This window comes from Saccharibacillus sp. JS10, assembly GCF_024436065.1.
In the GTDB taxonomy this organism is placed as follows: domain Bacteria; phylum Bacillota; class Bacilli; order Paenibacillales; family Paenibacillaceae; genus Saccharibacillus.
This window is the reverse complement of the sequence record NZ_JANFNS010000001.1, coordinates 331,191-352,718: the sequence shown is the minus strand read 5'-3', so window position 1 is coordinate 352,718 and position 21,528 is coordinate 331,191. Positions and strand designations below refer to the sequence as shown.

Annotated in this window: 21 protein-coding genes; all 21 read left to right on the top strand. The window is 44.2% G+C overall.

What is annotated here, in order from left to right; all coding sequences use genetic code 11:
• The first annotated feature begins 105 nt into the window (after positions 1 to 105).
• The 21 genes from NOM90_RS01620 (at position 106) to NOM90_RS01520 (ending at position 21,518) form a co-directional block, all read left to right on the top strand.
• Positions 106 to 621, top strand: coding sequence for a hypothetical protein (locus NOM90_RS01620; protein WP_255939492.1), 516 nt, complete (start codon positions 106 to 108; stop codon positions 619 to 621).
• A gap of 174 nt (positions 622 to 795) precedes the next feature.
• Positions 796 to 1,548 carry a hypothetical protein gene (locus NOM90_RS01615; RefSeq protein ID WP_255939491.1) on the top strand — a complete coding sequence of 251 codons (753 nt, stop codon included), beginning with the start codon at positions 796 to 798 and terminating at the stop codon, positions 1,546 to 1,548.
• A 127-nt stretch (positions 1,549 to 1,675) separates the two neighbouring features.
• Complete coding sequence (locus tag NOM90_RS01610; protein ID WP_255939489.1) at positions 1,676 to 2,137, top strand: hypothetical protein; 462 nt, start codon at positions 1,676 to 1,678, stop codon at positions 2,135 to 2,137.
• Positions 2,138 to 2,262: 125 nt separating this feature from the next.
• Entirely contained in the window at positions 2,263 to 3,273 is a 1,011-nt protein-coding gene (locus NOM90_RS01605) for an ABC transporter substrate-binding protein (protein ID WP_255939487.1), read from the top strand.
• A 157-nt stretch (positions 3,274 to 3,430) separates the two neighbouring features.
• Positions 3,431 to 4,348, top strand: a complete 918-nt coding sequence (locus NOM90_RS01600) for an NAD(P)/FAD-dependent oxidoreductase (protein WP_255939486.1) — start codon at positions 3,431 to 3,433, stop codon at positions 4,346 to 4,348.
• A 79-nt stretch (positions 4,349 to 4,427) separates the two neighbouring features.
• Positions 4,428 to 4,799 carry a hypothetical protein gene (locus NOM90_RS01595; RefSeq protein ID WP_255939485.1) on the top strand — a complete coding sequence of 124 codons (372 nt, stop codon included), beginning with the start codon at positions 4,428 to 4,430 and terminating at the stop codon, positions 4,797 to 4,799.
• Between the two features lie 192 nt (positions 4,800 to 4,991).
• Positions 4,992 to 7,232: a TerD family protein gene (locus NOM90_RS01590; protein ID WP_255939484.1), complete on the top strand. Its 2,241-nt coding sequence runs from the start codon at positions 4,992 to 4,994 to the stop codon at positions 7,230 to 7,232.
• 139 nt (positions 7,233 to 7,371) lie between these two features.
• Entirely contained in the window at positions 7,372 to 7,785 is a 414-nt protein-coding gene (locus tag NOM90_RS01585; RefSeq protein WP_255939483.1) for a DUF3592 domain-containing protein, read from the top strand.
• A gap of 34 nt (positions 7,786 to 7,819) precedes the next feature.
• Positions 7,820 to 8,617: a hypothetical protein gene (locus NOM90_RS01580; protein ID WP_255939482.1), complete on the top strand. Its 798-nt coding sequence runs from the start codon at positions 7,820 to 7,822 to the stop codon at positions 8,615 to 8,617.
• Between the two features lie 122 nt (positions 8,618 to 8,739).
• Complete coding sequence (locus NOM90_RS01575) at positions 8,740 to 9,633, top strand: Cof-type HAD-IIB family hydrolase (RefSeq protein WP_255939480.1); 894 nt, start codon at positions 8,740 to 8,742, stop codon at positions 9,631 to 9,633.
• Between the two features lie 74 nt (positions 9,634 to 9,707).
• On the top strand, positions 9,708 to 10,298 hold the full coding sequence (locus NOM90_RS01570) for a LysE family translocator (protein WP_255939478.1): 591 nt from the start codon (positions 9,708 to 9,710) through the stop codon (positions 10,296 to 10,298).
• 14 nt (positions 10,299 to 10,312) lie between these two features.
• The gene (locus tag NOM90_RS01565; RefSeq protein ID WP_255939476.1) at positions 10,313 to 11,098 is read left to right on the top strand and encodes an AraC family transcriptional regulator; all 786 of its coding nucleotides are present in this window, start codon (positions 10,313 to 10,315) and stop codon (positions 11,096 to 11,098) included.
• Between the two features lie 210 nt (positions 11,099 to 11,308).
• Positions 11,309 to 12,151 (top strand): BglG family transcription antiterminator LicT, encoded by an 843-nt coding sequence (gene licT, locus NOM90_RS01560; RefSeq protein ID WP_255939475.1) that lies wholly within the window; start codon positions 11,309 to 11,311, stop codon positions 12,149 to 12,151.
• A 138-nt stretch (positions 12,152 to 12,289) separates the two neighbouring features.
• On the top strand, positions 12,290 to 14,167 hold the full coding sequence (locus NOM90_RS01555; RefSeq protein WP_255939473.1) for a beta-glucoside-specific PTS transporter subunit IIABC: 1,878 nt from the start codon (positions 12,290 to 12,292) through the stop codon (positions 14,165 to 14,167).
• 13 nt (positions 14,168 to 14,180) lie between these two features.
• Positions 14,181 to 15,638 carry a glycoside hydrolase family 1 protein gene (locus NOM90_RS01550; RefSeq protein ID WP_255939471.1) on the top strand — a complete coding sequence of 486 codons (1,458 nt, stop codon included), beginning with the start codon at positions 14,181 to 14,183 and terminating at the stop codon, positions 15,636 to 15,638.
• A gap of 162 nt (positions 15,639 to 15,800) precedes the next feature.
• Positions 15,801 to 16,670, top strand: coding sequence for an aldo/keto reductase (locus NOM90_RS01545; protein ID WP_255939469.1), 870 nt, complete (start codon positions 15,801 to 15,803; stop codon positions 16,668 to 16,670).
• Position 16,671: 1 nt separating this feature from the next.
• The gene (locus tag NOM90_RS01540) at positions 16,672 to 17,343 is read left to right on the top strand and encodes a pyridoxine/pyridoxamine 5'-phosphate oxidase (RefSeq protein WP_255939466.1); all 672 of its coding nucleotides are present in this window, start codon (positions 16,672 to 16,674) and stop codon (positions 17,341 to 17,343) included.
• Between the two features lie 227 nt (positions 17,344 to 17,570).
• Entirely contained in the window at positions 17,571 to 18,215 is a 645-nt protein-coding gene (locus NOM90_RS01535; protein WP_255939463.1) for an HAD-IA family hydrolase, read from the top strand.
• A gap of 228 nt (positions 18,216 to 18,443) precedes the next feature.
• Complete coding sequence (locus NOM90_RS01530) at positions 18,444 to 19,349, top strand: LysR family transcriptional regulator (RefSeq protein WP_305120886.1); 906 nt, start codon at positions 18,444 to 18,446, stop codon at positions 19,347 to 19,349.
• A 134-nt stretch (positions 19,350 to 19,483) separates the two neighbouring features.
• Entirely contained in the window at positions 19,484 to 20,359 is an 876-nt protein-coding gene (locus NOM90_RS01525) for a hypothetical protein (protein WP_255939460.1), read from the top strand.
• Positions 20,360 to 20,543: 184 nt separating this feature from the next.
• Positions 20,544 to 21,518 carry a phosphotransferase family protein gene (locus NOM90_RS01520; protein ID WP_255939458.1) on the top strand — a complete coding sequence of 325 codons (975 nt, stop codon included), beginning with the start codon at positions 20,544 to 20,546 and terminating at the stop codon, positions 21,516 to 21,518.
• Positions 21,519 to 21,528: the final 10 nt, after the last annotated feature.

Below are 21,528 nucleotides of genomic sequence, written 5' to 3'. Positions count from 1 at the left end.
AAACCTGATCGCTTTCGAGCGGTCAGGTTTTTTGTTAGACAATTATAGGCAGATAAGCAACCTTCCCCAAAAATTTATCGTCTAGAAAAAAAGGAGAGATGTACGATGAATCGATATAAAAGCAAGAAAACACTTCAAATAGGCAGTCTGATTGTATGCGTCAGTTCCGCAATACTATTGACGACAGCTTGCTCTAACGATGAACCGCCCAATCTTTCAGCGGTAGCGAGTAACGGCTCACATAAAACGGTTACCTTAAAGCAACCTCCAGAACTTGGAGCCTCGTCTGGTGACACCAAAATTAAATTCGTAACGGGCAGCTATAATTGGGGCAATACGAAAGCTGATTCGGGTGATCCTTTAACGCTGGTTCAAGATAAGCCGATTTATCGAACCGAGTCTTCAGGTCAAGTTGAACTTAATTTTGGAAAAACGCAGCCGACTAAGATTAGAGCGAAAATCTGGTCACCGGATGGAGGTCCCAATCAACGGTTAAACGTTCGAGAAGGCATAGTCGTACTTCCTGAGGAAAAGAAGCCTTATGTTCTTGCTGTATTAGCCAAATGGGAAAATGGGAATCAAGTGACTTACGCCGCTTCTTTCGATACTCGCACTCGTTAACAAACCCACCGTAATTGGCTCATTTTTTGAACAAACTTAACGCTTCTTTCTATCTCGCTTAACATTCACCGAACATTGTTCCCTCAAAATAAGCGTATAGGGAAAATGAATACGTATTCGAGAATGGATATTAGGTAGAGATGTAGTGAAATGTTAAGTGAAGGAGTTGAAAAGATGAACCAATCCCGATTACTTGAAGATCAAGAGCGCACGCTTTGCGAACGCTACGCGCCTTACTTAATGTTCGACTTGCGCGAACCTTTTCTTCCCAATCTAGTTGGGTTTACTGTGTTGAGAACAGACGAGTCTTCTCCATCTTTTCCGCGATCGTTCGAAGAAAGTGATTGCCGGACCGAATTTATTTTGGAATATGCGGTATGGTGGGATTACGAAATTGGGCATATTTATCAAGTGGAACAGGTCTGGGTCTATGTCGGGCCAAATGGGGAAGTGCTGGATTGCGAAGTGACTTTCCACGGACGTATTTTAAAAGGGCTGCTCAAAAATCGAAGCAACCTCAGCGATAACACGCATGTACGATTGTTCGCTCAACCGGGTAAACATGCGTTATCGCCGATGCCGGAGGTATTTGAATTATTACCGGATCTCTATTTAGCAGCCGGTTCTCGTGCAGGTGTTGACGGGCTTTATGCGAATGGAGAAATCGCTTGTTTGTTAGCGTCAGAAGAGGACAGCGACACACTCCATACACGAGTGAAACGTTACTTGCATTCTTTTGCATTCAAGCCTGCCTTGGAATATACGGAATATCGATTGTTACCGGAACAATTCATGACGTGGCGACAATTGTACGAATGTATTCCACTTCGACTAGCGGATCGCTTACTTGAGATCGAATTAATTTTGGGACGCAGGGAAATGAATCTTGAGCTAAATCTTGGAATCGAGCAAGAAAAAGCCTATTAATGGACGGTATTTAAAATCGAATGGCAAAAGACTTTTCCTTCTATAAGGAAAGGTCTTTTTTGCACTAGCTCCTTTTTGAAAAATGGAATAAAATAGATTTAATAGGTATAGAAAGGATAGTGTGATTTTGAATCTAAACTCTGTTTCTGCTCGATCGAAAATTATGATGCTGACGATCTTACTTTCACTTTTGCTGATATTATCCAGTTGTCAGTCTGTCCACACACCTCCTGGTCTAACCGCTACACGCTTGAATGGTCAAGAAATGTCTACGCCTGTACTAGGTAGTTATTCGTGGCAAGGTACCGAATCGGATTCTGAGCCACCGACGATGCAAGTTCTTCACGAAGACGTTCACGAATTACCGAAAAAAGGGGGGATTCGTCTGAAGTTTGAAGAAGAAGAGCCTTTCCAGTTATCCGCCAACTTAATTAGTATGGAAAATCCTCAAGCTCCTGCAATCCCTACAAGAGTTGATGGAAAAACGGTGACTTTACCGAATTTAAGCGGTTATTACGCACTTCAGATTTGGAGCGTATGGGGAAATGAAGATTATGCAAGTTATAGCTTATCGATCCAAATTAAGTAATCATGCAAGGAAGAATCTTTACCTTTTTATTCATATCTAAAAATTTGCTTGTCAAATAACAAATGACGTGATACCTTATTTGATAACGATTATCAATATCAAAAGAGAAAAAAGGTGGGTTTGTTTTGTTAAAAAAATCGAATACAGTCTTGTTCATGTTTGCACTGGTTCTAATCTTGGTACTGAGTGCATGTGGACAAGCGACAAGCAATGATGCAGCACCTAGCTCGACAACGGCAACGACTGATGAAACAGCTGCTCAACCAGCTACCGAAGACAACGCGGCAACAGAAGGCGAAATGGTTACTTACGCATCTGATGTCGGCGATATTCAAGTTCCCAAAAATCCGCAACGGATCGTGGATTTGACTGCTTTTACAACGGGATATTTTGTAGCTCTCGATGCGCCTGTCGTAGGTGCTCTAACTGGAGCAATCCATAACAAATATATCGAAAAGCAATTGGCAGCGGAAGGCACGACAGATTTGGGCGAGTTGCCAACTGCCGAACCGATTTTGAGCTTGAAACCTGATTTGATCATTGCATACAAAGGAACAGAAGGGCTGGATCAATTGTCTGCGATTGCGCCTGTCGTTCAATTGGAGTATGGCAAGCATAATTACAAAGATCTGATGATCGAAATGGGCAAATTAACAAACCGCGAAGACGCAGCCAAAGCTTGGGTCGAGAAATGGGAAGCGAAAATCGCTGAATTGAAACCTCAAATGCAAGAAATCGTAGGCGATCGCACAGTATCGATCTTGAATCCATATGACAAAGGTCTGTATGTATTCGGTCATAACTATGGACGCGGCGGCGAGATTTTGTATGGCGAATTCGGCTTGAAAGCACCAGAAAAAGCACAAGCGGAAGTCATTGATAGCGGTACAGGATTTGCTTCGATCTCGCTTGAACTATTACCGGAATATGCAGGCGATATTATTTTCACAAGTCGCTGGTCGGGCGACGATAGCGATCCGCAAAAAATCTACGGCAATAGCATCTGGAAAAATCTCCCCGCAGTAAAAGCAGGGCATGTCTTCCAATTGGATGCCACTTCCGATACGTACAACGATCCGGTATCGCTTGAAGGACAGTTGGACTTCATTACCGAAAGCTTGAAATCGACAAAATAATATCGAACATGCAAAGCTTCTCTACATCGATAGAGGAGCTTTCTTTTTTTGGAATTGACAAGCAAGAATGAATATGTCTATTATAGATACATAAAGTCTTTTATTTTAATTAAAGACATAAAGTATCTATAATAGTTATTAAAAAGGAGAGATCGGAATGTCAGATTCGTTATCAAATAAAGTCGACGTAATCATTATTGGCGGAGGGCCTGCTGGAATGAGCGCTGCTCTTGTATTAGGGCGGGCTAGACGACATGTACTTGTGATCGACGAAGCTTTACCGCGTAACCGGGTAACTCACGAATCGCATGGATTTTTGACACGGGACGGCATTGCTCCAGCGGAGTTTCGTCAAATTGCTCGGGAGCAAATTTCAGCTTATCCATCGGTTTCTTTTGTACAAGAGACTGTGACGGACGTAACAGGAACGGATGGTCATTTTGAGGTCAAGGCAAGTTCAGGAACCACTTATCAAGGTGCCAAAATCATTTTTGCGACAGGAATGAAAGATGCACCGCTTGAGGTAAAAGGGCTACAAGACGTATACGGGAAAAGCGCTTTTGTCTGCCCGTATTGCGATGGATGGGAGATGCAAGATCGACCTACCGCTATCATAGCAGGCGATCATGCTTTGCATTTGGCACGAACGTTATCGGGATGGACAAGCGATCTGATCGTATTCACCGACGGCAGTCCTCGTCCAGATGAAGAAGTCGAGCAGTTAAGCAGTCGTGGGATTACAATCTACGATGCCAAGATTCGTGAGATCTTGTCGGAAGACGGTCAGACACATGCGATTTTGTTAGAAGACGGCACCGAAGTGCCGCGTACTTCTATCTTTTTTGCTCCCAAACTCATTTCAGGTTCCGACCTTCCGCAAAAAATGGGTTGCACCATGACCGAGTTTGGCGCTATGCAAGTTGACGAAATGGGTCGTTCTAATATTTCAGGTGTGTTCGGAACGGGAGATAGTGCTTCACGTATGTATCAGATTGCAGCAGCGGTATCTAGCGGATCGTTGGTTGGCGTCGTAATTAACTCTGAGTTTCTTGAACAAGATTGGGAGAATAGGTAAAATAGAATCATGGCAAAGCCGCAGAAATGAACTCTGCGGTTTTTTTATTCTCTACATATCGCAAAAGGAGGCATCTTCATTGCAGATCAAATCGTCTTTACTTATTTCTTTTATGTTACTCGTATTATCGGCATTCCAGGTCATCAGTCATTTAGGGAATGAGAAGGTTTCCGTATTATTTATCATGTTCAGTATAGTCGGAATTTTTTCGTTGATTATCTTTTTGATTTTGATTATGGATGTTAGCCGAAAAGACTTCATAGCGGTAGAAGGGCAAGTTGTTAGCCGTCATCGCAATCAAGTATGGGTAAAGCTTCAAAACGGCAAACATAAAAGTTCGGTGATTTCCGCGAATCAAAATCCGGAAAGTTTCACAGAAGGACAACCTGTTAAGCTAAAGCTGGGTAAACGCAGTAAAATGGTACATCGGATCGAGATTTTGGCAGAGTGAGCAGAAATTTTGCTTGCTCTTTTTTGTTGTCGCCATACTTTTGCCCTATTGATTGGTTAGATTGACCGCTATAATAAGGACACAAAGAAGCAGCAGGCTATCGGAACGCTTCCTTTTATCCCTCTAATTGATCCCAGCGTTCCGGCTCTCCTGCAGCTTCTTTTACTTTTTATTCACAAAGGAGGAACTCCGATGGAGCTTCAACACACAGAGGTGCGTCAAGCGCATCGAACCTTCAACCGTATCTATTTAAGAAGAACCCAAAAGTTAATCGTGCCTGCATCCGTTTCGACTGTTACGCATCAAGTAGCAGCGCCCGGATTGCTTGCAGCGTTACTTAAACATATGGAAAGACTCGGTTATACCTTTTCGCCAGATTTACTGACAGCGGCGAAAACATGGGAAACTCAAACCGTAATCGAATGGCATGAGATCGTAATGGAGACTTTAAAACAAATGCTAGGCGACCATGTACCTTACAAACCTATGTATCCGAACTTCCCTACTCAAGTGATGGAAGCTAGCGATGCAGAGTTGTATTTGCGCGCCTTGCTTCATTACGTGACTGGAATCTTGCCCGAAACGCCTGTTCGACTCCGTTCGCAATTGCGAATCCGAAAAGCTTTGAAGCAGATCGAAGCCAGTTCCAAACAAGACTACATGACAATGATCCGAAATTTAATCAGCGCCAATACTTCGTTGTCTGCGCAAGACAAACAGGACATCGCCGATTCTTTGCGTCTTTTCTCGACTGCCGAGCTTGCGGCCGTATTGCCGGAATCGATTCCTTACAAAGAAAATGCGGCGTTCGTCGCTTCTATTCTAATGGAGGAAGGATTAGCCGATCTATCGACACTCTCAAAATATTTGGTCACCTCGAAAGACGTATTACGCTTGGCTGCGGGATTATCCGGCTTAGATACAAGCCTGGCTTGGGCAAAAAAGACAAATGTATCCGCTTATATCGGCGAAAATCCGTATAATTGGACGCAACGTATATCCGTAGAGCCAGAGTCGACAGCAGATAAGCCGGTTCCTCCATATCGGTTCCGTAAATTCAAACGTGCGGAACGTCGATTATTGCTCGCATTACTGGAACAAAGCAAACCTTCTATCGAAGATATGGTGCTGTATCGCGAGACATGGAAAAGACTTGGGGAAATTTTGCATCCAGGCGAAATGCGTGTGCGTTATCCAAAAGCTTTCGAAGCTTTTACCCGTCTTCGTCGTCAAAAACCGATCTCCACATTCCGTAGCGAAGTGGAACAAGGCATCCAATGGCAAGTTCCCGAAGTCATCGACTTACTTGCATGTAGACCGGGTGAATTGGCTCGGCGGTTAGATCTATTGATACGCTCGCAACCTAGTCAAAGTGAACACATTATCGCTCAGTTCCGGCAAGTGGCGGATCACGTTGCTGTTCCACTCCTCTTGCAATTGCTCGCCCATTTCAAATACCGGAACGACTCTCGAAAGTACCGGGTGTTTTTTCCAAAAGGGAATCTGGGCAAAGTGGTTGCGATCTATAATCATTTGCCGAAGCTTGCCCCAAGCATGATTCATTCGCTTGTACAGGTAATCGAACAAAAGCTGGTTGCTCGTTTTGCGGAGCGAGAATCGCTGGGTAAGGTCTATATCGATCCGAGGCTGAATGATATCCCTGTTCCTTTTTCGAATCGGTCAGCGAGCGCAGCTTTACGTCCGTTGCCCCGCGGAAGCCGGATTGCCGTGCCGGAAGGCGATATTCTTCGGTTATTTTGCTGGTGGAAAAATATCGAAAACGACTCTACCCATCAGCAACGCGTAGATATCGATTTGTCGCTTGTTCTTTTAGACAAACAATGGAAACATGTCGAGACGTTAGCTTTTTACAACCTGAAAGAAGACTTTGGCGTGCATAGCGGCGATATTACGGATGCTCCGAAAGGAGCGGCAGAATTTATCGATCTGAATATTCCGGCGGTCCTTGAGCAAACGAAAGCAAGGTATGCGATGGTTCAAGTGGCGTGTTTTACTGGGCAGACCTTTGCGTCGTTACCGGAATGTTTTGCAGGATTTATGATGCGTCCGAATGGAAAAAGCGGAGAAATTTATGATCCGTGTACCGTTGAGTCGAAGTTTGATCTGACCGCTGAAGCGCAGCAAGCCGTCCCTTTTGCAATCGATCTGCGGGAGAACCAAATGGTCTGGATGGACTCGGCCGTGAAAAATAGAGGCTTAAATATTACGGCACACGATAATATGAGCGGTTTGGAGTTACTGGGTCGAGCCTTTGCCGATACGCGACGTACAAGTCTTGGAGATCTTTATACGCTCCATGCCAAGGCTCGCGGCACGCAAGTCTACGATCCAGAGCAAGCGGATACGATATTCGGTATGGAAACAGGCATTACGCCGTACCTTACAGATATCATCGCAAGTGAATATTTGTAACGAAAAGCGTGCTCAAACGTAAAGTTTGTGGCGCTTTTTTTCGTTTTTTCGATTAGCAAGGTTGGAACTAGGTGAAACTTAGAAGATGAATAGGTATCGCGAGTTCCTATCCATTCAATCAAAAAAGGAGGTTTTATCAATGGAAGGATGGGGCAACGCACGATTATTTTGGGCGTTAGGCGTCGTATTTATCGTGTTCGGGCTGTATTCGATCATTCGTCGCCGAAAGTTATTGAAAAGCCCACATACGGTAACCGGACAGATTTTGCGTTACGAAGAATTTCCAGACACCGGTATACAGCGAGGCAGTACGGGGATTCTTTATCATCCAGTTATTCGCTTCGATACGCCGTCAGGTACGGTCGAGCATGTCTCCCGAATCGGAAGTTCGATGCGTTTGCAAAATAGCGGCGCTTCCGTTAACGTTCATTACAACCCGAAAGATCCGGCGCAGTTCGAAGTGTTGAGCGATCGTGATCAGTTACGTCAGCAAACCTTGCCTTTGATCGCTGGGGTTGTCTTTTTGGCGCTAGCTACCGCATTATCTTTCTAAGAATAAAAAAGTATGAAAGCAAGGAGATTAAGAAATGGATAAAAAAGCGAAAAAGATTCTAACTTCTACGTTTTGGTCGGCACAAGGTTGGAAAAGCAACCGACCTTCTTATGCCGGCGAAGACTTCGAATATGCCAAATCGCACGGGGTCATGTTCGATCCGCTTAACAAGACTCACGATGAGTTGATCGAACAGATTACGCGTATACATACGGAGTTAACCGCTGAACAAGTGGGCGATGCTTTTTTACATAGTTTATCAACACGCCGAGTCGAATTACGTAGCGCTTTGAGCAGTTTTGCTTTGACGCAAGATCTGATTGCCCATACCTACAATGATTCGCTCCCGACTGAACTTCGTCAAACCAGCGCTTGCGCTATATGCAATGAAGCCGGGATTCAGTCTGATGATGCTTATACCGACCATGATCTGAACGTACTGAACTTTGAACGGATCAAATGGGGCGGCGTACGACTGAATTGGCTGACGTATATCTCGATGGATCTGGATTTATTTATGCGCGAAGAAATCGGTGAAGTCACTTCGGAAGATGTAGAGATTTTGAAACAAATGCTTAAAAATATTGAAGAATGTGCACCCGAAGAACGGGCTCGCAAATTAGAAAAACGTTGGAAAACGGTACTGTCTTCAAATCCAGCGGAACGTGATCGGTTGATGGAAATATGGGGATATGCCGGTATCTTAAAAGAAACCGAACTTCCGCGTATAGGCAAGCCGGGCGATACTGATTTTATATCGATGAGCGGGTGGCAAGGGCAAGATCGATATTCGAAAGCGAAAATCCAGCAATATTTCGGTAAATGGTTATAACATATTGGGCAATATAGAGGATGAGACAAGTGTTGACATGGAACGCGTTTCAGATTGTACGCTCAGTAAGTGAGCTAGACTCACCTTGTACGATCTGAACTGAAAACCGGGAGGTTTTACTGTTGAACAATACTTATTCTCATGATTTGTCCAAAATCGTTTTTATCGATATTGACGGTACGCTGGTAAAAGACGATGGAAGTATACCGGAATCTGCGGTACGCGCCTGCCAAGAAGCTCGCGCCAATGGTCATTTGCTTTATTTATGCACCGGACGCTCCAAGCCTGAGATTTATGACGTGATCTGGGAAGTCGGTTTTGATGGATTGATCGGCGCGGGCGGCGGATACGTCGAATGCGGTAGCGATATGCTGTATCACAAACAAGTTTCGCCATCATCGGTGCGGCATTTGGTCGACTTTTTTAACCGGCATAGGATCGACTTTTATCTGGAATCGAATTCGGCATTGTATGCGAGTGAACATTTACGTGATCATCTGATCCGTCGTATTCGCGGAGATATCGCGAATGATCCGGTTGCGATGCAGCAACTAGAAGATTCGCCGCATCCTTTTTTCGAAGCGTTAACGTTTGGTGAAGTCGATCTATACAAAGAAGACGTCAACAAGATCTGTTTTCTGGAGAGCACCTTGCCTTTTGAACAGATCAAAGCCGAGTTTGCAGGCATTTTCGACGTTATCCAATGCACGGTTCCGATGTTTGGGGAAAATAGCGGCGAGTTAGTCGTACCCGGTGTGCATAAAGCGGTTGCGATCGCAGATGTGTTGCAACACTTGGGTCGATCTGCTGCGGATACCGTTGCGATCGGAGACGGTCTGAACGATCTCGAAATGTTCGAGTATTGCAATATTGGAATCGCCATGGGCAATGCCCGTGAAGAGTTGAAAAAAGTGGCGGATTACGTAACAACTTCGCTTGAAGAGGACGGGCTGTATCAAGGGTTTGTGAAAGTGGGTCTGATTCAAGGCGGAGAGCTTCCGCTTGCTGCGCAATAATATACTATAGCCATCCAATAAAGACCGCTATATTCATAGACAAACACCGCCAAATTTAAAGGAGCGTTTGCCTAATGAATATGCTGTCTTTTTTATTTTACTGCTTTATCGTGACGTTTACGCCGGGACCCAGTACGTTGATGATCTTTTCTATTACACATCAAGAAGGTACGACTCGCGCACTTCGTTATACGTATGGAGCGACGCTAGCATTTGGACTGCTGCTAACGGCGTCGGCTACGCTCAATGGGTTAATCGCCGCCGTATTGCCTTCTATTCTTTTGGGGATGCAGATTGTCGGCAGTCTGTACATGTTATATCTGGCGTATCAGATTTCGCGTAAATCCAAGCCGAAAAAATCGTCCCAAGTCGAATCCGTAGCTACGATGGGGACTTTCAAAGCGGGATTTATTACGCAATTCGTCAACCCTAAAGTAATCTTGTTCACGATGACAGTCATTCCGACTTTTATCATGCCTTATTATTCGGCAGCTTCCGCGCTTTTGACAAGCGTTTTGGGCGTTACGCTGATCGGATTCCTTGCCTATACAACCTGGGTGATGTTTGGTACAATTTTCAAAAGATTTTTGCAACGGCATCAGCGTATCGCGAATTTGGTCATGACTGTATTTTTACTGTATGCGGCAGTCATGATGTGGGTGTAGAGGAGCGAAGGAAAATGAATCCGACCGAACGTTTTCAATATAAAAAGGTAGAGGGAATCACCGCTTTATCGGCAAGTATCCAAGATTTCACGTACAAAAAACATTCGCATCAAGAATACTCATTCGGCGTGACTCTACGCGGCATTCAGCGGTTTACGATGGACGGGAGCTTGCAACTGTCGCATGCGGGCGGCGTTATGATGTTCAACCCGGAACAAGCACATGACGGCATGGCAAACGGAAAAGAAGGTCTGGATTATGTGATGCTCTATATCGATCCGCAGATGTTGAACGAAGCGGCAGGGCAAAAAGACTGGATTTATTTTTCGTCGCCGGTTGTGTACGATTCGGCACTTCAAAGAAAAATTTTGGAGTTGTCGCAGGTGACCGTACATGGCGGAGACGAAGCGTTGCGCACAGAAAGACTACTGTCGCTAGCGGATCATCTGACAGGGGCGGAACTTGTAGTTCCACACTTACAAGATCCTCGTTTAATTTCTGCTGCCAAAGAAATGCTGCATACGGATCTGGCTGGAGTCGTTAAGCTTGATGAGATTAGCCAAGAGCTGAATCTGTCCAAATTTCAGTTTATTCGAATGTTCAAAGCTCAGACGGGCATCTCACCTTATCAGTATTTTTTAAATCGTAAAATCGAATACGCGAAGCAGCTGATCGAGCAGAAAAAAGATGTGTATACGGCGGTGGCAGAGTGCGGATTCGTAGATTTGACGCATTTGAATAAACATTTTAAAAGCGTGTATGGCATTACTGCCTTTGAGTATATGAACGTTCTAAGCTAAATAGAAAAAGCGATACTACAGGATTGACAAAGATAATACTTTACACTAATATGACTTTATAAAAGCATAATGAATACGATTCGGATTGTTACTGGTGAAGCAGGCAAGACCGATTAATACCCAGCGTGAGCACTTCTTCTCATGGTTTGGCTATTATCGGTCTTTTTTGTTTGCAAATTTTGTAAACGTTTCATTTTAAAAGGAGATCCTATGAAAATCACGCGGATTATTAACAATAATGTCGTCTGTGCTGTAAATGATAGACGTCAAGAAATGATGCTTCTCGGAAGCGGCATTGGATTTCAGAAGAAAAAAGGAGATGAGGTTGAAAAAGCCAAAATCGAAAAAGAATTTTTTCTGAAATCTAAAAATGTAACGGGCAAATTATATGCCTTACTCGCGCAAATCCCGATGGAGTATATTCGTGTGTCGGACAGTATCATTCAATATGCCAAAGAGACTTTGAACAAAGAACTCAACGAAAACATATATTTGACGCTGACTGATCATATTAACTTCGCTGTAGCTCGTTATAACAAAGGAATGAATTTTAACAATGCACTCTTATCTGAGATTAAAGCTTTTTATGCGAACGAATTCCGGGTTGCGATGAAAGCGTTAGACATGATTAATCAAGAGTTTGATATTGAGTTGCCCGAAGATGAAGCTGGTTTTATTGCCTTGCATATCGTTAATGCAGAGCTTGGATCCGATATGGAAGAAACGATGAAGATCACGCAGTTTATCCAAAAAGTGTTGAACCTGATTCGGTATCAATTCAATATCCATTTTAACGAAAGTTCGATTCACTACTCCAGGCTGACGACGCATTTGAAATTTTTTGCTTATCGGTTGTTCAATGATAACGTGGTACGAAGCGGAGATAGCGACTTCTTACCGATTATCAAAGAAAAATATGCAAACGAATATCAATGCAGTCTGCGGATCGCAAAGTTGATACGTGTCGATTACGGGAAAGAATTGACGGATGATGAGCTTGTTTACCTCACCGTTCATATCAAAAGAGTTATCGACGAAGAAAAGAACGAATAGATTTTCATAATGAATAAACTAGGATTGTTACTGGTGAAGCAGGCAAGACCTAGAGTCCTATCGGCTATAGAGCACATCTATATTCGATAGGGCTCTAGGTCTTTTTTTATAAAAAAATTGTTCAAAGGGGATTCGTTCATGAAACATGAGAACACAGCTAGCGAAGTTTTAAAACTCGTTGGTGGCGAAAAAAACGTAGATAGCGTAACGCATTGCGCAACAAGGCTTCGCTTTAACCTGAAAGACGAGTCGGTGGCCAACGGCGACGCACTCAAAAATGTACCCGGCGTTATGGGCGTTGCCAGCAGTGGCGGTCAGTACCAAGTCATTATCGGGAACGAAGTTCACAATGTATACAAAGCATTGGCTAAGCTTGGCGATTTCGGTGCTCCTTCAGATGCGCCCGTAGCGAAAAAAGGACGCTTCGTGACGATCCTGGATACGATCTCCGGAATCTTTACTCCAATCTTGCCTGCTATGATCGGCTGCGCCATGATCAAAGCTTTAATGCTGATTTTGAAAACATTCAACCTCGTTGATCTGGATGGTCAATTCAATACGATCATGACTTTTATCGGCGACTCTGCTTATTACTTCTTGCCCATGTTACTTGCTTGGAGCGCGGCAGTGAAGCTGAAAGCAAACGTAGGATTGTCTTTAGCCGTTGCAGGCGTATTGTTACATCCTAGCTTCTCGGCTTTGATGGCGGCTGGAGATCCTATCAAATTCTTGGGGCTGCCCGTGACTCCAGCAACTTATTCTTCGTCTGTTATCCCGATTATTTTAGCAGTATGGATCTTGTCTTATGTAGAACGTTTTGCGGAAAAATATTCACCTTCGGTGGTTAAATCGATTCTCAAGCCTTTGATTATTCTGATCGTGATGGCGCCTTTGACACTGATCGTACTAGGACCGCTTGGCGCGATTGTAGGTAATTATCTGGCAACAGGCGTAGGTTATATCAATACGCATGTAGGCTGGTTGTTGTCCGGTGTGATTGGCGCAACATTCCCGTTCTTGATTATGACAGGGATGCACTACAGCCTTGGACCTGTAGTCCTGACTGCTTATGCGCAAACGCAAAAAGACAGCATTGTCGGACCGGGTATGCTTGTCCATAATATTAGCCAAGGTGCGGCAGCTCTTGCTGTAGGTTTACGTACGAAGAACAAAGCTTTCAAACAAGTCGCTTTCTCGACAAGCGTGACTGCGCTTTTGGGTATTACAGAACCGGCATTATTCGGGGTCACTCTGCGACTGAAAAAGCCATTGATCGCAGTCATTATCGGTGGTGCTGTAGCCGGTGTATATGTCGGACTATTCGGCGTAGCACGTTCGGCACTGGGTATTGCGGGGATCGCGACTCTGCCTGCTTTTATCACAGAAAATCCTTGGAATTTAGTACATGCCGCAATTGGTTGCGTGATCGCTTTTGTCGTGACGTTCGTGATGACTTTGATTTTAGGGTTTGAAGATGTTCCGGAAGAAACAACGGCTACTGCAACTACGACTTCTGCACAGCCGGTATCGGGTGTAGTGGCTGGAGCTTCTGCTCTTCAGACTTCGGATCGGGTACTGACCGCTCCGTTGTCCGGTCAGGTACACGAATTGTCTACGATTCAAGATGAAGCTTTTGCTTCAGGTGCTATGGGGAAAGGGGTTGCGATTACGCCATCAGAAGGCAAATTGGTTTCACCCGTAAATGGCGTGGTAACAGCCGTATTCCCTACCGCGCATGCGATTGGCATTAGTTCGAGCGGCGGTGCGGAGTTATTGATTCATGTGGGAATGAATACCGTAAAACTTAAAGGCGAGCATTTCACCGCCCACGTTCAAGAAGGTCAGACGGTCAAAGCTGGCGATTTGCTGCTTGAATTTGATACCGTTGCGATTGCCGCAAAAGGTTACGACTTAACGACTCCGATTATCGTAACGAATTCCGATGACTTTACAGATGTGATTGCTACAGATAAAACGTCGATTACGATCGGCGAAAAGTTGGTTCAAATTGTTTAAGGAGGAAATACACATGCACAACGAAACGAAGAACGTATTCCCGGAGAACTTTATGTGGGGCGGCGCGACGGCTGCCAATCAGTACGAAGGGGCTTGGAACGTAAACGGAAAAAAGGCAAGTACGTCCGATATGATGACAGGCGGAAGCCACACGGTGCCAAGACGAGTGACGAGAACGACGGAAGAAGGCGTACATTATCCTTCGCACGAAGCCGTAGACTTTTATCACCATTACGAAGAAGATATTCGCTTGTTCGCCGAAATGGGCTTCAAGTCTTACCGGATGTCGATCGCCTGGTCAAGAATCTTCCCGAACGGCGATGAAGTACAACCGAATGAAGCAGGGCTACAGTTTTACGATCGTGTATTCAGCGAATTGAAAAAGTATAATATCGAGCCGATTGTGACAATCTCGCATTACGAAGCGCCTTTTGGCTTAACGATGAAATTCAACGCTTGGGCTTCCAGAGAGATGATCGACTGCTATGTTCGGTATTGCGAAGCGATCTTCACTCGTTACAAAGACATTGTAAAGTATTGGATTACGTTCAACGAAATCAATAGTCTGATCGTTCCCGCTGGCGCTTATCTTGCCGGAGCACTGCTGGTCGACGATAGCGGCGTGTTTAATAGCACAGCTGTAGATAGCACGCAAATGAGATTCCAAGCGCTGCATCATCAATTTGTAGCGAGTGCGAAAGCCGTGAAGCTTGCTCACGAGATTAATCCAGACTTCAAGCTCGGTTGTATGATTAACTATAGCCACGGGTACGGAAGTACATGTAAGCCGGAAGACATGTTGCTCGCTCTTCGGATGGATCAGGTTAACAATATGCTATGCGGCGATGTCCAAGTACGCGGCGAATACCCGGACTTTGCGAAGCGTTATTTTGAGGAAAAAGGCATCGAGATTCAAATGGAAGCCGGAGATGAAGAAACGCTCAAGCAAGGTTGCGTCGACTTCTATAGCTTCAGCTATTATAAGTCTCACGTTGTCGGTACGCGCCCTGAAGGAGACGAGACGCCGGGTAATGTATTTGGAGGATTCAAAAATCCTTATCTGAAAGCGACCGATTGGGGTTGGCAGATCGATCCTGTGGGACTGCGCTACGTATTAAACCATGTGTATGACCGTTACCGGATTCCGATGATGGTCGTCGAAAACGGCTTGGGTGCTGTCGATGTGGTTGAAGAGGATGGAACGATCAACGATACGTACCGGATCGAATTCTTAAGGGCGCATATTGAGCAAATGAGAGAAGCGGTGCGCGACGGCGTGAATCTGATTGCCTATACGTCATGGGGATGTATCGATATCGTGAGCGCGTCTACAGGCGAGATGAGCAAACGTTACGGATTCATCTACGTCGATAAAGACGATAACGGCGAAGGTACACTGCAAAGAAGCAAAAAAAATAGCTTCTATTGGTATCAAAAAGTAATCGAAACGAATGGTTCCGATCTGAGTTGATTTTCATCTATACATCTAAATTCAAGTAAGGAATAACGCATTCGATGCGTTGTTCCTTTTTCTTTTGTAACAAGGTCGATTGCAAAACACAGACTGCGGGTAATAATTGAAGATGTCTTTGCGTGAAAAACGAATTTCGTATTTCGAGAGGAGCAAACTCAAATGACTGAAAATCACATGAATGCGGCGCATTCCGGTACTTTTACAATCGGTGGAGATATGACGGTTAACCGACTGGGTTACGGCACCATGCAATTAACAGGTCCCGGTGTATGGGGCGATCCTAAAGATCCGGAACAAGCGGTGAAGGTGTTGAAACGCTCGGTAGAGCTAGGTGTCAACTTTATTGATACTGCCGACTCTTATGGCCCTGTTGTGGCGGAACCTTTGATTCGTCAAGCGCTACATCCGTACCAAGAAGATGTGGTCGTGGCTACAAAAGCCGGATTGACTCGTTCGGGTCCAAATGATTGGCGCCCTGTCGGTCGGCCGGAATATTTGCGCCAGCAAGCGGAGATGAGTTTACGTCATTTGGGCGTGGATCGAATCGATCTATTCCAATTACACCGAATCGATCCGAAAGTGCCGCTGGCTGAACAACTCGGCGAGCTGGAATTGCTTCGTAAAGAAGGCAAGATTCGGCATATCGGTCTGAGCGAAGTGAATGTCGAACAACTTCGCGAAGCGAGAGAGATTACCGAAATCGTATCGGTGCAAAACTTGTACAATCTCTCGAACCGAAAAGCAGAAGACGTGCTTGAAGAAGCGGAAGCAGGCGGCATCGCCTTTATCCCATGGTTCCCGCTCGCAACTGGCGAATTGGCGAAAGACGGCGGCCCACTCGACGAGATCGCAAAGCGTCTAAACGCGAAGCCTGCACAAATTGCGTTGGCATGGTTGCTTCGCCGCTCGCCTGTGATTCTGCCGATTCCGGGCACGTCTACCGTTTCTCATTTGGAAGAAAATATTGCGGCAGCAAGTTTGCAATTAAGCGATGAAGACTTTGAGACATTGAATGATATCACGAACTAAGATGAGCGATTCCAAAAAAGATAACCGTAACCCGTTGTTTCGCGGATTAAAGTCCTTAACCGGCAATTTTACACCTTTTGAAATCGATCATCTTCCGGAAAAACCGGGAGAGTTGTTTATCCGATGGTTTGAACAAGCGCTTCAAGAACGAGTTCCTGAGCCTCATGCGGTGACGCTCTCTACGGTTGATCACGAAGGTCGCCCGGATGCGCGAATGTTGATTCTCAAAGACGTACACGGTGAATCTTTTTATTTCGCATCCAGTATGGAGAGCCGCAAAGGATTACAGCTTGAGCAAAATCCTTATGCCGCGATCACCTTTTATTGGCATACGTTAGGCAGACAAATTCGCTTGCGCGGAACAGCTACAGAGACCGGTTCTATCGAAGGTGCTGAAGATTTTCGTCGCCGTCCGGCAGAAGCGAGAGCAGTAGCGATGATTGGTCGCCAAAGCAAAGTGCTGGAGAGTCAACAGGAGTTAGAGCATGTATTGGATGAACAACGTCAATATTTGCAAGAACATCCGGATGCAGCCGCGCCACTATGGCGATTATACGCGTTAAAAATCGACGAAGCCGAATTTTGGCAAGCGGATTCGGGGCGAAAACACACTCGTGTGCAGTATCGTTTGAACAAGGATGGACGCTGGGAGCAGCAGCTATTGTATCCGTAGTTGTTATCATCATTATCGAATTTGCCTGTAGCCTTTTAGTAGAAGGTTACGGGCAAATTTGCGTTCTTTTTATTTTTTCGCTTAAATTGCACAAAATTAAAATAAAGCTTGATTTTTCGAGGCGAAAATCCGTTATAATAGATATTAAGTATCATCTTTAAGTCAAAGTTCTAAACAAAACGGTTAAATAATAAGATACGCTCTCATTATAAGAGGAGGTATGGACCATGATTCGGCATATTATTTTCGATTTCGACGGAACGATTGTTAATTCTCGCCCCTTGATCGTTGAGCTATATAATCGCTTAGCGGCTAAGCATGGATATAACGCAATTCGCGAAGACGAGTCAGAGCCTTTTGCTGGACGGTCCATACGCGAACGTTCCAAGTCGCTCGGCATTCCGATGTACCGGTTGCCGCTACTCGGATTTCAATTGTTTTCAGAATATCGTCGTCAGATCAAGACTTTGGAAATCAAAGACGGCGTTGGCGATCTAATTCGAGATTTGAACGCGCAAGGCTATGAGCTGAGTATCATTTCTTCGAATTTGGAAAGCAATATTCGCTCATTTTTGCAACACAATGAGATCAGCCAATTCGTACAAGTTCGTTCGTGCTTCAGCCTATTCGGCAAACACCGTGCGATTCATTCGTTTTTGCGCGACAATAAGCTAAATCGACATGAAGCGCTATATATCGGAGACGAACTCAGAGATATTCAAGCCGGACAACGTTCTGGAATTAAGATCATCGCCGCAGGATGGGGATATGATTCGTCCGAAATTATGAATCGATTGTCGCCTGATTTTACGGCTTTATATCCGGGTGAAGTACCCGCTGCAATTAGAGGATTCAACGCAGGTCTTATTTAAATAGAAAATGGATGTAAGCGTTATTATAAGGATAAGCCGTGGGTAAAGAGCCTGCGGCTTTTTGCTGTTTTGAGAAGAAAGAAGTAAGGTATACATAGTTTACATAATAAAAGTTCTGTAACTAATTGCATTTTATGTTCTACGTTAAATTGATTTTCTCGATGAACAGCCCTAACATTTATCGATTTAACTGATAGTAGACTATTCTACATAAGCGGAGGAACGATCATGTTTAATCTGACCAAATTGAAAATTATCGAATTGATCGAAAAGCATCATAAAATCACGACCGTTGCAGAGATTTTGGATCTCAAGCAGCCTACGATTACTTTCCACATGAAAAATATGGAGCGGGATTTTGGCGTGAAATTGTTCGAAACACGCATTGGACGCGTCTGGTTAACCGATTCGGGCAAAGCTTTACACCATTACGCAGTCAAAATTAACGAACTTGCGGAAGAAGCTGAACGGGCGGTCGGAGAATTCGATACGTTACGCAAAGGCGAATTGAAAATCGGTGCAAGTTACGTACCGGCTACCTATTTGTTGCCTAAGATGCTATACCACTTTTCAAGAAGTTATCCAGGTGTACGAATTTCGTTGTCCGTAAAACCGACTCCTTTGATTACGGGCATGTTAGAACGAAGAGAAATCGATTTAGGCGTATTTTCAACCGATGTTTTACAATTGCCGGATTTGTCGATAGACCCTATATGCGAAGATGAATTGGTTTTGATTTTTTCGCCTACACATCCTCTTGCTTCGATAGCTGATCCGACTCCACACCAAATCGCTTCTTTTTATTTTGTGATGCACGGGTTGGAATCGAGCACTCGCCTACTTACCGAACGTTGGTGGGCGGACCATGGCAAGCGTCTTCCGATTGGGCTTGAGCTCGATTCGTTAGAAGCGATTAAACAGACTGTCATATTGGGCGAACATATCTCTTTTGTTTCTCGGTTGGCAGTACAATATGAAGTTGAACAGGGGTTACTCCGCAGCTACTCGCCGCCGGGTCACAGTTTTAGAAGAAAAATCTGTCTCGCTACGCACAAAGAAAGATACGCTTCGACTTTATTGGAACGGTTTGCTGATGAATTTTCGGCTTCGTTGTCCACTGAATTTTTGATATAAAATCTTTGTTTGGATCAGTGAATTCTTGCTCTTTTTTACCGGAAACGATGACTCTGTTGATTTCACTCGAATACGGATTCTTTAAAGTGGATAAGGTAAAGGAACCTCAATCCGAAGGAGTGGAAAATAGTCATATGAGTTTATTCAAATCGTTGCATCCTCGTAAGTTGGTTCGAAAAGTCACAGTCACCGTATTGGGAAGCAGTCTTTTGTTAGCGGGATGGAGCGTTCTGCCGGAAGTTAATGCCGCGTCCAATGCCGTGCCTGGTTACGAAGTGAAATTCCTGATGAATGCAAATAAAGTATTAACTTCTGGCGGCGGACTGAATCCAGCGGTTAATCAAAATTTTGATATTGTAAGCTCGCCTGAACGTCTGTTGGTCGAATATTTTGATACGAATTCTTTGGATTTAGGCAGCGAGGACTGGAACGTTCGTCTTCGCAAAAAAGAAAGCAAATCGGATTATGAACTGACGTATAAAAAGCGTTTCGATGTTCAAAACGGGCAGATCGATGCCGCGCTAACCACTGCAAATGCTGTCGGTTTCGACTCTTCTGACGATAATTACAAAGCCGAAGTAGACTGGGGCTACAATAAACAAACACTCAGCTTCTCCGTGACAAAAAGCAAAAAAGCTTCCAAAGGATTGAGTTTACCTTCCAACGAAAAAGCATTAGAGATGTTGGTGAGCGAAATTCCGGGTAAACTTGATAAGACTCGCGTTAAAGGATGGGGCACCACGACTTTGCAAAATTCACGTGCTCACGGTCCGGTACTGGTAACCAAATATAGCGGAGATTTTAACGGAATCGAAGTCTATATTGAAGTATGGCCGATCTTGAATGCTGCGGGAACAGGTACAGAATCGTTAGTCGAAATTTCTTTCAAAACCGACCAATATGCTCAAGCCGCTGCGCAACGCACACAATTAATGAACGAATTACAGTCCGAAGGATGGTTAGTTCCTGCGGATTCACTGAAAACGAATCTGATTTTGGATCGTTATTGATCAGAAGTTAAAAAAATCAATGAATCATGCGGGGCGGAGAGCAGTAGCTCTTCGTCTTCTTTTGTTTTAGTTTACATAATAATAGTTACGTTTTAAGAGGTATTTTCAAATTTATATCGAAATTAAGGTGTAAGGAGAAATAGTGGTGAAAAGTTATCTTATTCGCAAAAGGAGCTTACGTCTTATGAATCCGCACAACCGACAATTAGCTACTTTAATCGCAAAAGATTTTTTCGCAAAAAAAGATCTCCACATGCCTTCAGTGTCTATTAACCCGATCGTTGGTAAAGGTTTCGTTAATGAAGTGTGGGTTGCTGAAGCTGTAGGGAAGAAAATCATTATTCGTATGAATGATGAAGATTCCCGCGCAGAAAAGATCTATTTGAAAGAAAAATGGTGTATAGAACAAGCCAGCCTTGTAGGAATTCCAAGTCCGGAAATTCTAGAATTAGGTGTGCGGGATGAAGTACCTTATATGATTCAATCTTTTAAAAACGGAGTAAATGGGCTTGAATACGAAGCAGATCCTTGTGAACTTTGGCGAAAAATCGGCAAATACGCTTCTTTATTTCATCAAATCCCGGTAAAAGGCTACGGTGAAGAACTAAAAGACGCACAGCGAGGAGAATTCTATTCACCGCCACATCCCGGTTCCGACGGGAGCTGGAATGGTTATTTGCGATACAATATAAATAGTCTGAACGATCAAGATAAACTGCTGGAATTAGGTGTAATTACGCGCGAGGAATCAAGACAAGCTCAATTCTTATTTCAAAAGTTGGCGAAGAAAAAATGGGAATTCGGGTTGAATCATGGAGATTTATCTTTGAAAAACATACTTATAGATGGATCGTTTTCTGATCACTCCTTGCATGTGACGCTTATTGATTGGGGTAATGCGGAGATAGGGCCTGTTCCGCATGTGGATCTTATGCAACTCCTGTTAATCCAAATGATAGAAGGAAAACCGGATGAACATGAAATTAACGCCTTTTTAGAGGGATATGGTCTTTCTTCTGCTATTCTACAAGAAACGAGAGAGCTATTTGTTCTTCGCTCATTCGATAAACTGCGCTGGGCGATCGACTGTAGCCCGAAAGATATTACACAATTTGCGGATATTGCACGAAAAGCATTTACACAAGCGAAAGTCAGTTAAGCTTAATAAA